Origin of the sequence: Novosphingobium sp. AAP83, assembly GCF_001295795.1 — a bacterium.
Lineage (GTDB): Bacteria > Pseudomonadota > Alphaproteobacteria > Sphingomonadales > Sphingomonadaceae > Novosphingobium.
The window spans coordinates 14,777-28,160 of the sequence record NZ_LJHY01000014.1 but is presented as its reverse complement, the minus strand read 5'-3'; the positions used below and the strand labels follow the sequence as shown (position 1 = coordinate 28,160).

The following is a 13,384-nucleotide window of genomic DNA, read 5'->3' as shown; positions in this document are numbered from 1 at the left end:
TGCAAGAAAAATTTCTCTGCGCCAATTCAGCCCCAAGACCGGCTATTCAATTGTGTGCTGGAGAAGGACTTAAGAGCGGCTTCCGATCCTAACCGATCAGGATCACCGCTTGTCTTATGACTTTGTCGTCCGTTTGGGTCATGATGGATTGCCCGGACCGGGGTGGCCACCCCGGCCCGGGCGGAAGGGGACGGATCGCGAAACCGCCGGTCGTTATGGGACCGGGTTAGAGTATGATCGCCCCTTTCTTTTCCTTCAGGCCCGAACGGATACCGGGGCTTTGCGGCCCGGACGACAAGCATGGGACGGAAAAGATGAGCGACAACTTACCACATAGGTAGCCTTACGGTGAAGGCCGCTTGCGGCGCGCCAACCAAGTTCGTCCAAATTCGGAATTGAGACGGGGAATTGTCGGGCAACAATCAGGCTCTGCTGCTGATCTCGCGAATGCGTAGGACAAGCTTGTAAGGAATAATGCTCATTGCCGCCCAAAGCACGAAAAAGAATGGTGTAAAGACAAGCAATGCTCCCCGAGTCGCGAACTCGAAAACGATGTCCGCAGGGTTGGTAACAGTCAGCCAAAGCGCGATCCACAAGGGCGTCAGCCACCGCATCGCGATCAGCGCCAGGCAAGGCGGGCCACGCCGCTGGGTACTGACATCAAAGCCTTTGCAGCGCATTCTGCGCCGCGCCATTGCCAGCATCCAACGTCCCCAGCGCCCGCTGGGTTGGCGCATCCGTCATTAAATCAGCTCCAGTTCCATGACTGGAGTGCATGACGAACCTATGGTGCCCAGAGCCTGCCAAAACTGGCTCGCCCACCCTATCGACCGGTGAATTTTGGCCGACGCTTCTCTCGGAAGGCGGCCAAGGCTTCTTGTGTATCTTCACATTCCGACAACGCTGCCGTTTGGCCCTGTTCGTAACGGTAGCCTTCGCGCAGCCCCATCTCTTCGGTCACGTTGAATGATTTCTTGGCTGCAACGATCGCCAAGGGATGCTTGTCGGCGATCGTTCGCGCGATCCCGTGTGCCGTTTCGGCCAGCTGGTCGGCAGAAACACATACCGATGCCACATTCATCCGGTAAAGGTCGGCCCCACTGATCCGCTTGGCGGTATAGATTGCCAGTCGCGCATCCGACGGGCTGAATGAGCGCAAGAAGTGGCGCACGCCGCCTGCCATGCCATAGTCGACCTCGGTCATCGACATGAATGCATCATCAGCGACCACAAGAATATCACAAACGAGCGCCAGAACGGCGCCGGCGCCGATTGCTGCGCCATGAACTGCGGCAATCACCGGGGTTGGGAAGTCCATGACAACGTCGAACGCGGCCCTCACAAGCCTGTTATGGGCCGCATAGCCGCCTGGCATGGATTGGATCTCTGACCGTCCGGAAAGGTCTGCGCCGGCAGAGAAATGCCGCCCCTCCCCGCAGAGGACAATGGCGCGAACATCGGATGCCTTGCCCAAAACATCGAAAATCCGGATGATCTCTTCGCGGAACGCGGCATCCTGAGCATTAACCGGCGGTGCTGCAATCTGGACCGTTGCGACATGATCCCGCAGCGCAACCTTGAAGCGCGTAAGCGTGTCGATCTGCAGCACAGCGCTGCCTTGCTGATCATCCAATTTAAATCCCCTCTTCCTAGTTGGACACGGTACGCTCCGGGGAGGCCTCGCTTGGCCCGCCAGCTTCACCCATTGGCAATGCGGGAAGGACTTCTAGGTGTCCCGGCTCATCGGCAAAGGGCGTGCTGCCGTCCGGTGCCGGAAACCTATGGGCATTCAGCGTAATGGCAACCATAGTATAATAGCCGATTACGGCTGTCAGTTCGACTGCCCCCTCGATGGACCATCGGGCCTCGATCGCAGCATATTCGTCATCAGGCACGCGACCTGTCTGTTGCAGGCTGCGGGCAAATTCATACACTTCGAGTTCAGCGGGGTCTGAGAAGGACGGCCGCCCACCCGTCCGGATCGTTTCGATCGTCACAACCGACAACCCTGCCGCTTGCGCTGCTTCAGCATGGATCGCCCATTCGAGCGCAGCCGCCCAGCGCCGACCAACCACAAGGATGGCAAGCTCGGTGTACCGGCTCGGCAATCGAGTGCCATAGCGGAGAAACTCTCCCATCCGGGACCAGTGCCGCGCCAACTCGGGCACAAGAATTGCCGCCCGCAAGGGGCCGACAAGCCGCCCTCTGCGCCCTTCCACAATCTCATCATGGATGAGCAACTGTTCGCTCGACATCTCTGTGGTGTCCAACAATGGAATGCGGATACCCGAAACACGCACAGCGACCTCCGACATTGAGCCTAGGTGCATACCACCCCATCTTGTTCGAGTTGAACCAAAGCATCGCCCTGGATGCCGGCTGCGGCCAAAATCTCAGCCGTGTGTTCACCAAGCCGCGGCGCCGGTACGTCAAAGCGAAGTGGCGCATCCGAGAAACGCATGGGGCTGACGACCTGTGGAATTTCACCGTATCCCGGCGCTTCAAGGCGGCGAATCATCTGGCGATGAGCAATCTGCGGATCATCGAAGAATTCGGCAATATTGTTAACCGGAGCACAGGGCACACCGGATTGCTCAAGCGCGCGAACAAGGTCTGCCCGGCTCCAGGCGGCAAAAGCGCCGAGCAACAGGCCGGTCAATTCCGCACTGGCAGCCACCCTGGCAGCATTGGTTTTGAAACGGCTATCAAGCGCCCACTCGTCCCGACCAAGCACCCCGCACAACTTCGCGAACTGGCGATCGTTTCCAACAGCCAAGACTATGTCTCCATCGGAGCAGGCAAACACATCTTGCGGCTGGATGTTCGGATGTCGGTTGCCTCCCTGCGTGGGTGGGCGTCCGGTCAGGAGAAAATTCATGGCCTGATTGCCAAGCATGGCGGCAGCTACGTCGAACATCGCCAGATCGATCGTTTCGCCAGCGCCGGTAGCTGCTTTCCTGTTGAGGGCGGCAAGGATTGCGACCGCCGCGTACATTCCGGTCATCAAGTCCACAACCGGGATGCCGACCTTTTGTGCTCCCCCACCCGGCAAGTCCGCACGCTCACCGGTGACGCTCATTATTCCGCCCATCGCCTGAATGGCGAAATCGTACGCAGCTTGTTCATGCCTGGGCCCATCCTGGCCGAATCCGGTCACAGAACAATAGATCAATCCAGGAATGGCCTTGCGCATGGAAGCGGCATCAAGCCCGAAGCGGGCAAGATCTCCCACCTTAAAGTTTTCGACCACCACGTCGCAGCGAGCGGCAAGATTGCGCACCAATTCCTGCCCTTGCGGCGTTGATATATCGACTGCGACAGATTTCTTGCCACGGTTGGCCGCCAGAAAATATCCCGAAACGGCAGCATCGTCCACACCGTGCCCTTGCGCAAAGGGTGGGCCCCACGCGCGGGTATCATCGCCAGTTACAGGCCGTTCGATCTTGATCACCTGCGCGCCAAGGTCGGCAAGTATCTGCGTGGCCCAAGGCGCCGCTAATATCCGCCCAAGGTCAAGAACAGTAACGCCGTCGAGCGGCCGCGCTCCGGTAACCGTTGTCGTGTCGTCAGCTTGCAATTGGAGCATTCAGTTGACCTCAAAGTTCGTGCAAATAGCGCACTGCCTAACCATATCCCTCAGCGGAAACACCATAGCCTATAAAACTATCCTTTTTGGATTAACAAGCTAGATTGCGAGACGAAAACCGACATTTCCTTAACCTTGGGATTTGCCTACAGAACGGCGTCGGATTTATGCACCGCAGCCGTTCGCGGCCAAGTCGCAGACGAAATCAGCCAAGCAGAACGAAGCACCTCAGGCACTCCAGGATAAGTCCGCTTAAGGTGGCGACTGCGAAAACCCAAGCAACTCGATCTGGTAAGCGGAGCGAACCTCTTCCCTTCCTTGTGCCGATCAGGACAAAGGCACCAGATCAGCACTATCCCGTTTTTTTAGCCGCTTGATCACCCTTCGAATGCGCAAACTGGCGGCGTCAGTAGGCAAAACCAGAGGATTGAGGCTCATCAGTTCCCGGCCATCCATTTGCTGGTGAACGGCCATCAACATGGGGCCGTCCTCTTCGCTGACCACACGGCGCTGGTTCGCTGCGCGCGCCTCAATCGGGGGATCCCGCCCATTGAGGGGGCGCGTCACTGCCATGAAATAATGGGTACGCTCATGATTGGCGGGGGTCACGATGTGGGCAAACTGCTGCAATTCCTCACCATGCAAAGCCGGGTCCGACGAAACCATGCGAATGGAGTAGCTCAGGACATTGCCAGGCTGCCACTTCAGAAGGAAAGTCGAATCAGTATATGGCCCAAGGAAGCCTGCTATCGGCGGAGTAGGCGCGCGAATCTGAACACGTTCAGCAACGACGGCGTCCCCTTCTTCCCAAACCTTCAGCTGGGTATCTTCACCAGGCCCGCCCGAAAAAGTCCCGACATGAAGATAATCAGCATGGGACAGGTCGACCAGGTTATCCACCAGGATATCGGACCGGTATTCCGCAAAGATATAGTTGAATATCGTTCTTCTGTAATCGCTTTGCTGAAGAAATTCGAGATCGGGAATCTTGCGCCGATCAGCGCGATCAGGATCACCCATCCATATCCAGACCAGCCCGAAACGCTCCTCAACCGGAAAATGCCTGATATGCGCGTTTGGGGGAATGACGTCGCCGTGCGGGTTCAGCACGCATTCGCCTAGCCCGTTGAAGCGCAAACCGTGATATTTGCATTCAATCGTATCGCCAATGCATTTGCCCCGGCTAAGCGGGGCGAACCGGTGAGGGCACTGATCACGAACCGCAGCGATCGTACCATCGGCCTGCCGGAACATCGCCACCCCTACCCCCAGGAATTCGCGAGCGAAAATTCCATCATCCGGGAATTCGGAAGACATAGCTGCGACATACCAAGCGTCGTACAAATACTCCATTCGTCCCTCCATGCCCCCATATGGCGATAAATCATAAAACCGTATGATAGATACTAGACATGCCCTGCCGGCTTTGCAACAACCTGCACACAGCCGGACCGCCGCGTACAAGATTCACAACCGCGCCCGGTTACTCAAAGCCATCCAGAACGGGATTAAGGGCCATAGCGATAAGAATGATCCAATGCGTCGGCGTAATCGGTTGCGGACCGATGGGCGCGGGCATTGCCCAGGTCGCGGCAGCTGCGGGGTCCGATGTCATCCTTCTCGATACTGTGCCGGAAGCCGCGCAGCGGGCGCGTGACGAAATCGCCCGGCGGCTTGCCTCCCTTGAACGAAAGGGAAAATTGCCGGCAGGCGCTTCGCAATCCGCCCTCTCCCGTCTGCAAATTGCTTCGGACCTTCCCGAACTCGCCGGGTGCGATATCGTAATCGAGGCGATCGTCGAACAGCTCGATGCCAAGCTGGCGCTGTTTTCACGCCTTGAAGGTATCGTTGCCGAAACGGCCATTCTGGCAACAAACACCTCGTCGCTGTCTGTCGCCGCAATTGCCGGGGCCTGCATGATCAGGGGTCGGATATGCGGCATGCATTTCTTCAATCCTGTACCGGTGATGCGTCTCGTTGAAATTGTGCGAGCACCGGACACCAGCGACGATACCATCGCCAAGGTACGCCAGCTTGCCGACCGCTTCGGTAAGTCATCCGTCACCGTCGGGGACACCCCCGGCTTTCTGGTCAACCTTCAGGGCCGGGCCTATATCCTTGAAGCCCTCGCCATCGCGAACGAACAGGTGGCCGACGCGGCAACAATCGACCGGATCATGCACCATGGCGGCGGATTTCCCCTTGGGCCATTCGCACTCATGGATCTCACGGGCATCGACATCAATCTGGCTGCCAGCACCTACATCTACGCCGGCTACAACCACGATCCCAGGCTCCGCACAACTCCGATGCACCAGCTGATGGCTTCTGCAGGCCGGCTTGGCCGAAAGACCGGCCGGGGCTTTCATGACTATGGCGATGCGGCAGCGCCAGAGCAGCCAGCGCCAAGCCCGGATGCACCATTCGCGCTATCGGCGCGGATCGTGGAACCTGATGAACGCTGGCAACCGGTCGCCACCGGCGTGGCGCTGTCCGGGGGTGATCAGTTCAACCTGGTGGCACCGGTCGGCGAGGATTGTGCGACGATCTGCGCGCGACTTGGCCTTGATCCAAAGATGACTGTTGCCCTTGATCTCACGGCAGCGGACCGGCGGCATCTTACCGTAATGTCCGCTATCGGCGGTGGCAGTGCGGCAGAACGCGTGGCGCAGTGGCTGCGCAGTCATGGCTTCGCGGTGGAGGTTGTCCAGGATTCTCCGGGTTTCGTGCTCCAGCGGATCCTCGCCATGATCGCCAATCTCGGGTGCGAACTGGCGCAAACCGGGATCGCCAATCCGCACGAAATAGACATGGCAATGAAGCTCGCCCAGAATTATCCGCTCGGACCGATCGAGATTGCGCAGCGCCTGGGGGTATCCAAAACATTCCAGATCATGGAAGCCCTTCATCAGGCAACAGGATCTGACCGCTATCGCCCCAGTTTGTGGCTGCGCCGCCGCGCGCTGCTGGGCCTGTCCGCCTATGCGCCGCCAAGCTGACCAGCGACTGTCAAATGATTTTTGTGTTTCTTTCCAAATATATAGTTGTGTTTTAGGTATTTCGAAGTTCGGTTCCCGTGGTGGTTGCTGCTGTGGTCACAGCTTCGACCGGTTCAACGCATGGATCAAACATCGGTTCTGGAGATAACCATTGGCAGACGACGCACCCTCAGACATTGTCCGTGTCGAGCGAGACGGACCTGTCGCGACAATCATTCTGGATCGACCGGAACGCCGCAATGCGCTCAATAATGCGATGAAGGGCGAAATTGCTGCAGCTCTCGCGCGGTGCAACGCCGACCCGCAGACACGCGTTATCGTCATTGCCGGAGCGGGCGACTATTTCGCCGCTGGAACCGATATCGCGGAAATGATCGACATTACGCCGGTAGAGCACCTGACAATCGGTACCGACAGCATGTTCCGCGCATTGCGCCGCTCCGAAAAGCCACTGATAGCGGCCGTCGAGGGTTATGCACTGGGCGGAGGGTGCGAATTGGCCTTGTGCTGTGACATGATCGTTGCTGGCGATTCAGCATTGTTCGGCCAGCCCGAAATTCGCGTCGGGATCATGCCAGGAGCAGGCGGAACGCAGGCCTTTGCCCGCGCATTGGGCCGCCACCGTGCAATGATGCTGCTTCTCACCGGAGACCATCTGCCGGCAACAGAAGCCCACGCGCTGGGGATGATCTCGCAGGTTGTCAAAGCCGGGGAGGCTAGGGCCGAAGCGGAGCGTCTCGGACGGCAGATTGCTGCCATGCCCCCATTGGCGGTCGCGGCGATCCGCAAGCTGGTGAACGAAGGACCTGACATGCCGATCGACAATGCGCTCGCGCTTGAGCGGCACGCCTTCATGCTGTTGTTCAGCAGCCAGGACCAGAAGGAAGGCATGCGCGCCTTCCTTGAAAAGCGCGCACCCCTCTACTTGGGCAAGTGATCATTCCGATTATGGCTGCCCTTGTTTGGCAGATCACTGGCGGCGATCCTCATTCGACAAGTCGCGATATTTCCCGCGCAACCTGCTGCAGGACAGGCACAAACTTGTCCTTTAGCGCTTTCACGCTTGTCCGTCCGCTCGACGTTCCGACATTGATTGCTGCGATGACCCCGCCCTTGCCCGATATTGGCACTGAAGCGGAGCGCAGACCCACTTCCAGTTCCTCATCGATAATTGCGAACCCGTCGCGTTCGACATGGGTAAGGATCGTTACCAAACGCGCCTTGTCCGTCACCGTGCGCGGGGTCAGCTGGGTCAAGGCGATCCGCTCGAGATAGGCCTGCCGCTCGGCCACGGATCGCCCTGCCAGCAGCACACGCCCCATCGATGTCGCGTAAAGCGGCAGACGGCTGCCGATCCGCAGGTTGATCGACATGATGCGGGATGCTTCGGAGCGCGCAATATAGCGCACATGATCCTGTTCAAGGACGCCGATCGAGCAGGATTCTCCCAGTTCGTCCCTGAGCACATCAAGCAAGGGCTGGGCGCGGGCCGCGAGCGATTCCGGGTTCATGAACCCCCGCCCCAGGGCCAGCACGTCGTTGCGGATCACATATCCCCTACTTCCGGGTTCAACATAACACAATTGCCCCAGGGTGTAGAGGCAGCGACGCGCGGCTGCCCGGCTGAGACCGCTGCGCCGGCTGACGACGGCCAACGTCATTGGGCGTTCGGCCCCGGCCAGAAGCTTGAGCACCAGAAGGCCGCGCCCCAGCGACATCATGAAGTTCGGGTCGCCGGCAAATGTCGCCAGTTCAGAGCTTTCCATATCGCTGCGTGTCCAATCGCTTTTGGATCGATAATCGAACACTACAGGCGATTATCGATTGACTCAAGCCACTTGAATGCCAATTCTCGAAAGCCCGCGTTGGAGAGGCCTGTGATCAACAAGGAATGCAGTTCGATAGATGAAGCGGTCGGCACAATTGGCAGCGGAGCATCGATCATGATCGGCGGCTTCGGCACCGCAGGCATGCCGGACGACCTGGTTGACGGGCTGATCCGGCGCGACGTGACCAACCTCACGATCATCAGCAACAATGCTGGCAATGGCGAAACAGGCGTCGCAGCGCTGATCAAGGCGGGCCGCGTCAGCAAGATCATCTGTTCCTTCCCGCGGCAGGCGGATTCGCATCATTTCGACTCCGCATGGCGCGCCGGTACGATCGAGCTGGAACTGGTGCCGCAGGGCAATCTTGCCGCCCGCATCGATGCCGCTGGGTCAGGCCTTGGCGGGATCTTCACGCCGACTGGCTTTGGGACGTCCCTCGCCGAAGGCAAGGAAGTCCGCCGGATCGATGGCAAGGACTATGTGCTCGAAATGCCGATCAGGGCCGATTTTGCACTGATCAAGGCATATCGCGGCGATCGCTGGGGTAATCTTGTCTATCGGAAAACGGCACGCAACTTTGGCCCGATCATGGCGATGGCCGCCTGCTGCACCATCGCGCAAGTGGAGGAGGTCGTGCCGCTGGGCGTGCTCGATCCCGAAAACGTCGTCACGCCCGGCATCTTCGTGAACCGGGTAGTGACAACCGGAAGTATGCAGGCAGGCGGAGCACCCCAATGACCCGGCTTGATCGCACCGCCATGGCCTGCCGCGTGGCCCAGGACATTCCCGAAGGTGCCTATGTCAATCTCGGCATCGGCCTCCCGACGCGCGTGGCCGATTTCCTGCCTGCTGACCGTGAAATCTTTCTGCACAGCGAGAACGGCCTGCTCGGCATGGGGCCATCGCCTGCTCCTGGTGAGGAAGATTCTGATCTGATCAATGCCGGAAAACAGCCGGTTACGCTGCTGACCGGCGGCTGCTTTTTCCACCATGCCGACAGCTTTGCCATGATGCGCGGCGGGCATATCGACATCTGCGTGCTCGGCGCGTTCCAGGTTGCCCGTAACGGCGATCTTGCCAACTGGCATACTGGCGAGGCGGGCGCGATCCCGGCGGTCGGCGGCGCGATGGATCTTGCCGTCGGTGCGCGCCAGACCTTCGTGATGATGGAGCTGTTTACCCGCAGCGGCGAAAGCAAGCTGGTTGATCGTTGCAGCTATCCGCTGACCGGCCTCGCCTGCGTTTCGCGAGTTTACACCGATCACGGCGTTTTCGAACTGCACGATGATGCAGCGCACGTCACCGAACTAGTGTCAGGACTCTCGCTTCAGGAACTGCGCGCCCGCGTCGGTCTCGAACTGGTGGATGCACGCTGAGCGGCGGTGGGACAACGAGGAACAAAAGATTGATGAAGCAAGCCTACATTTGCGACGCGATCAGGACGCCCATCGGCCGCTATGGCGGCGGACTTGCGGGCGTGAGAGCTGATGATCTTGGCGCGATCCCGCTGCGCACGCTTCTGTCCCGCAATCCCGATCTCGATCCCGCACACGTGGAGGAGGTCTTCCTTGGATGCGCCAACCAGTCGGGCGAGGACAACCGCAACGTCGCCCGGATGAGCCTGCTGCTTGCCGGTTTGCCGCAGAACGTGCCAGGCGTGACGCTGAACCGCCTGTGTGCGTCGGGCCTTGAAGCGGTGGGCGCGGCAGCCAGGGCCATCCTTTCGGGCGAAATGGAACTGGTCATTGCCGGCGGCGTCGAAAGCATGACCCGTGCTCCTTTCGTCATGGGTAAGGCCGCAGGGGCATTCGACCGGAGCCAGAAGATCGAGGACACGACGATGGGCTGGCGTTTCGTCAATCCAGCGCTCGACAGCGCATATGGTACCGACCCGATGCCCCGCACGGCCGAGAATCTGGCGTGTCATCTCGGTATCAGCCGGGCCGATCAGGATGGTTTCGCCTTGCGCAGCCAGCAACGCGCCGGTGCCGCGCAGGCGCGGGGATTCTTTGCCGAGGAGATCGTACCCGTGACCGTTCCGGGCAAACGTCGCGACGAGACTTCTCTGATCGAAGCCGATGAGCATCTCCGCCCCGAAACGTCTGCGGCAGACCTTGCCCGGCTCAGGCCTCTGTTCGGAAATGACGGCACGGTAACAGCTGGCAATGCTTCGGGCATCAACGACGGCGCGGCGGCATTGATCATCGCGAGTGAACAGGCGGCATTGCGCCATGGCCTCGTGCCACGTGCACGTATCCTCGGCATGGCCTCTGCCGGGGTAGAGCCGCGAATCATGGGCTTCGGGCCTGTCCCGGCGACCCGGAAGTTGCTCCAGCGGCTCGGACTGGCGATCACGGATTTCGATGCAATCGAACTTAATGAGGCCTTTGCCAGCCAAACCCTTTCCTTCCTGCGCGAATTCGGGCTTCCCGATGATGCGCCACAGGTCAATCCAAACGGCGGAGCGATTGCCCTTGGGCATCCGCTTGGCATGTCGGGGGCAAGGCTTGCCATGACACTGGTCCACCAGCTTGAAGCCAGCGGCGGCAAGCGTGGCCTTGCAACACTGTGTGTTGGCGTCGGCATGGGTCTCAGCCTGGCTGTAGAACGTCTTTAGGGAAAGCTTGTCCATGCGCGATTTCATCTACAATTCGCATCCCGGACGCATCCTGTTCGGACAAGGACGTATTGCCGGTCTGGCCGGAGAACTGGAACGCCTCGGAGCGAACCGCGTGCTTGCCATTTCGACATCCGAGCAGGCGCAAATGGCGCAGCGTGTTGCGGTTCTGTCAGACGGACGCTGCGTTGCCACTTACACTGGCGCAGCCATGCATACTCCCGTCGAGGTGACCGAGGCAGCCATGGAGGTTGTTCGTGCGCAGGATGTGGATGCGCTCGTTGCCATCGGCGGCGGTTCGACCATCGGCCTTGCCAAGGCGATAGCCCTGCGCACAGACCTCCCGCAGATAGCTATCCCGACCACCTATGCAGGATCAGAGATGACCCCGATCATCGGTGAGACCAGCAACGGAGCCAAAGTCACGCAGACCACGCCGAAGGTGCTACCCGAGGTGGTGATCTATGATGTCGACCTGACCCTGACCCTGCCGCCGCGCGCATCCGGAACCAGCGGCATCAATGCGATCGCGCACGCGGTCGAGGCGCTATATGCGCGCGACCGTAACCCGATCATCAGCCTGATGGCCGCCGAAGGCATTCGGGCGCTGTCTGCCGCCTTGCCCGCAATCGCCCGCGATCCGCTCGACCTTGCGGCACGCGAGAAGGCCCAATATGGCGCATGGCTGTGTGGCACCTGTCTGGGCGCGGTCGGCATGGCCCTGCACCATAAGCTGTGCCACACGCTGGGCGGCAGTTTCAACCTGCCCCATGCGGAAACGCACACGATTGTCCTGCCTCATGCCCTGGCCTACAATGCACCTGCAATTCCCGAAGCCATGGCCGTGCTGCGCGACGCGACGGGCAGTGATGATCCGGTAATGGCAATCTATCGACTGGCGCAGGCCGTGGGCGCACCGCTGGGCCTGAGCGAGATTGGCATGGCCGAACGCGATGTGGGCGAAGCCGTTCGGACCGCCATGGGCAAACCCTATTGGAACCCGCGCCCGCTTGAGGCCGAGGCCCTTCATTCAACGCTGTCACGCGCCTGGTCGGGCGCAATACCGCAAACACCCTGATCCGATCCATCGATCAACAACACATGGGAGTGGATATGGCCAATACGCAGACCAGCCCGGAAGCAGGCTATTTTGACAAGGACCGCTCGGCAGAGATCGTCAATGCCCGCATGGCAGCCGGCACCGATGCGCGCCTTCGCGAGGTCATGGAAGTCATGGTCCGGCACCTTCATGCAGCGGTAAAGGAAGCAAAGCTGACTGACGCTGAATGGATGGCAGGCATCCAGTTCCTGACTGCAACAGGCCAGATGTGTACCGACTGGCGGCAGGAGTATATCTTGCTCTCCGACATTCTTGGCGTGTCGATGCTGGTGGATGCAATCAGTCATGAGCGGGCCGAACACGCCACGCCCAACACGGTGCTTGGCCCGTTCTATCTTGCCGACGCGCCGCATTATCCGAACGGATCGAACATCTGTCTCGATGCAAAGGGTGAGCCGCTGCTGGTCAAGGGCAAGGTTAGCGATCATGCGGGCAATCCGATTGCGGGCGCCAAGGTCGATGTCTGGCAGACCAATGATGAAGGCTTTTACGACGTGCAGCAAAAGGGCGTCCAGCCAGATTGGAACCTGCGCGGCGTTTTCACAACCGACGAGAACGGCGAATACTGCTTCCGCAGTGTGAAGCCCAAGTTTTATCCGATCCCTGACGATGGTCCGGTAGGCAAGCTCCTGACGGCACTTGGCCGACATCCAAATCGCCCTGCGCACATCCACTTCATCGTCACCGCCCCAGGGTTCGAAGCAGTGACGACCCATATCTTCGCGCCCGATTGTCCTTATCTCGGAGAAGATCCGGTGTTTGGCGTGAAACAATCGCTGGTGGCCGAATTCCGCAAGATCGATGCCCCCATTGATAAAGCTTCAGCGGGTGCCGACGGCGCGAACTGGGAAGTTGAATGGAACTTCATCCTGTCGCCATTGCCATGACCAGAGCCAGTCCATTTCATGAATTCCGGACGACTCGCCATTGATTAAGGTCCACTAGGAGACCTGTGTGCGTGTGGGGGTAGCCATTAAGGTTGAACCTTGATTCCATGGGCTTTCCAGGGAGGATAAGCCAGCCTTGGCGCAGCGTTCGATAGGCCAGGAGCAGTTTGGCTTTGCCGGGAGACCCCGGCCGTCATCAGCGCTCGACGAACTTGCCAAGCTGATCGACTGGAACTCAGTGGCAGCGCTTCCTGACCCGCTCTACCCGGCCACCAAAAGGAAACCCGCCTCGCCGCCAGTCGCGATGTTCAGGGCCCTTCTTCTATCGATCTGATCCGATTTGTCC

At 59.6% G+C, this 13,384-nt stretch carries 14 protein-coding genes; 9 read left to right on the top strand and 5 right to left on the bottom strand.

The annotated features are described in order from the left end of the window. The first annotated feature begins 552 nt into the window (after positions 1 to 552). On the top strand, positions 553 to 747 hold the full coding sequence (locus IP81_RS20105; RefSeq protein ID WP_157573112.1) for a hypothetical protein: 195 nt from the start codon (positions 553 to 555) through the stop codon (positions 745 to 747). A gap of 76 nt (positions 748 to 823) precedes the next feature. Here the strand turns inward: IP81_RS20105 and IP81_RS06755 are convergent, their stop codons facing one another. From IP81_RS06755 to IP81_RS06740, 4 genes are all read right to left on the bottom strand, one after another. Then, on the bottom strand, positions 824 to 1,633 hold the full coding sequence (locus tag IP81_RS06755) for an enoyl-CoA hydratase-related protein (protein ID WP_231626253.1): 810 nt from the start codon (positions 1,631 to 1,633) through the stop codon (positions 824 to 826). Positions 1,634 to 1,649: 16 nt separating this feature from the next. Beyond that, positions 1,650 to 2,315: a carboxymuconolactone decarboxylase family protein gene (locus IP81_RS06750; protein ID WP_054107232.1), complete on the bottom strand. Its 666-nt coding sequence runs from the start codon at positions 2,313 to 2,315 to the stop codon at positions 1,650 to 1,652. A gap of 5 nt (positions 2,316 to 2,320) precedes the next feature. Beyond that, on the bottom strand, positions 2,321 to 3,586 hold the full coding sequence (locus IP81_RS06745; protein ID WP_054107231.1) for a CaiB/BaiF CoA-transferase family protein: 1,266 nt from the start codon (positions 3,584 to 3,586) through the stop codon (positions 2,321 to 2,323). A 327-nt stretch (positions 3,587 to 3,913) separates the two neighbouring features. Next, entirely contained in the window at positions 3,914 to 4,939 is a 1,026-nt protein-coding gene (locus IP81_RS06740) for an aromatic ring-hydroxylating dioxygenase subunit alpha (protein WP_197274556.1), read from the bottom strand. A 176-nt stretch (positions 4,940 to 5,115) separates the two neighbouring features. Between IP81_RS06740 and IP81_RS06735 the strand changes: the two genes are divergently transcribed. After that, positions 5,116 to 6,585, top strand: a complete 1,470-nt coding sequence (locus IP81_RS06735) for a 3-hydroxyacyl-CoA dehydrogenase (RefSeq protein ID WP_054107229.1) — start codon at positions 5,116 to 5,118, stop codon at positions 6,583 to 6,585. A 151-nt stretch (positions 6,586 to 6,736) separates the two neighbouring features. Continuing rightward, a complete protein-coding gene (locus IP81_RS06730; RefSeq protein ID WP_054107228.1) occupies positions 6,737 to 7,522 on the top strand; it encodes an enoyl-CoA hydratase-related protein in 786 nt (261 codons plus the stop codon). A gap of 49 nt (positions 7,523 to 7,571) precedes the next feature. Here the strand turns inward: IP81_RS06730 and IP81_RS06725 are convergent, their stop codons facing one another. Beyond that, a complete protein-coding gene (locus IP81_RS06725) occupies positions 7,572 to 8,351 on the bottom strand; it encodes an IclR family transcriptional regulator C-terminal domain-containing protein (protein ID WP_054107234.1) in 780 nt (259 codons plus the stop codon). A gap of 111 nt (positions 8,352 to 8,462) precedes the next feature. Between IP81_RS06725 and IP81_RS06720 the strand changes: the two genes are divergently transcribed. The 6 genes from IP81_RS06720 (at position 8,463) to IP81_RS06695 (ending at position 13,372) form a co-directional block, all read left to right on the top strand. Further along, entirely contained in the window at positions 8,463 to 9,152 is a 690-nt protein-coding gene (locus tag IP81_RS06720) for a 3-oxoacid CoA-transferase subunit A (protein ID WP_054107227.1), read from the top strand. Next, entirely contained in the window at positions 9,149 to 9,790 is a 642-nt protein-coding gene (locus IP81_RS06715) for a 3-oxoacid CoA-transferase subunit B (protein ID WP_054107226.1), read from the top strand. Before IP81_RS06720 ends, IP81_RS06715 begins: the two co-directional genes overlap by 4 nt. 32 nt (positions 9,791 to 9,822) lie before the next feature. After that, on the top strand, positions 9,823 to 11,031 hold the full coding sequence (gene pcaF, locus IP81_RS06710; protein WP_054107225.1) for a 3-oxoadipyl-CoA thiolase: 1,209 nt from the start codon (positions 9,823 to 9,825) through the stop codon (positions 11,029 to 11,031). Positions 11,032 to 11,044: 13 nt separating this feature from the next. After that, a complete protein-coding gene (locus IP81_RS06705) occupies positions 11,045 to 12,109 on the top strand; it encodes a maleylacetate reductase (protein ID WP_054107224.1) in 1,065 nt (354 codons plus the stop codon). Positions 12,110 to 12,144: 35 nt separating this feature from the next. Next, positions 12,145 to 13,038 (top strand): intradiol ring-cleavage dioxygenase, encoded by an 894-nt coding sequence (locus tag IP81_RS06700; protein WP_054107223.1) that lies wholly within the window; start codon positions 12,145 to 12,147, stop codon positions 13,036 to 13,038. A 136-nt stretch (positions 13,039 to 13,174) separates the two neighbouring features. Further along, positions 13,175 to 13,372 (top strand): hypothetical protein, encoded by a 198-nt coding sequence (locus IP81_RS06695; protein WP_054107222.1) that lies wholly within the window; start codon positions 13,175 to 13,177, stop codon positions 13,370 to 13,372. The last annotated feature ends 12 nt before the right edge of the window (positions 13,373 to 13,384 follow it).

Bases quoted from the DNA above. Each gene is read 5' to 3' on its own strand.
- IP81_RS20105 (WP_157573112.1), top strand. From the start codon at position 553: ATGTCCGCAGGGTTGGTAACAGTCAGCCAAAGCGCGATCCACAAGGGC.
- IP81_RS06750 (WP_054107232.1), bottom strand. From the start codon at position 2,315: ATGTCGGAGGTCGCTGTGCGTGTTTCGGGTATCCGCATTCCATTGTTG.
- IP81_RS06745 (WP_054107231.1), bottom strand. From the start codon at position 3,586: ATGCTCCAATTGCAAGCTGACGACACGACAACGGTTACCGGAGCGCGG.
- IP81_RS06740 (WP_197274556.1), bottom strand. From the start codon at position 4,939: ATGGAGTATTTGTACGACGCTTGGTATGTCGCAGCTATGTCTTCCGAA.
- IP81_RS06735 (WP_054107229.1), top strand. From the start codon at position 5,116: ATGATCCAATGCGTCGGCGTAATCGGTTGCGGACCGATGGGCGCGGGC.
- IP81_RS06725 (WP_054107234.1), bottom strand. From the start codon at position 8,351: ATGGAAAGCTCTGAACTGGCGACATTTGCCGGCGACCCGAACTTCATG.
- IP81_RS06715 (WP_054107226.1), top strand. From the start codon at position 9,149: ATGACCCGGCTTGATCGCACCGCCATGGCCTGCCGCGTGGCCCAGGAC.
- pcaF (WP_054107225.1), top strand. From the start codon at position 9,823: ATGAAGCAAGCCTACATTTGCGACGCGATCAGGACGCCCATCGGCCGC.
- IP81_RS06705 (WP_054107224.1), top strand. From the start codon at position 11,045: ATGCGCGATTTCATCTACAATTCGCATCCCGGACGCATCCTGTTCGGA.
- IP81_RS06700 (WP_054107223.1), top strand. From the start codon at position 12,145: ATGGCCAATACGCAGACCAGCCCGGAAGCAGGCTATTTTGACAAGGAC.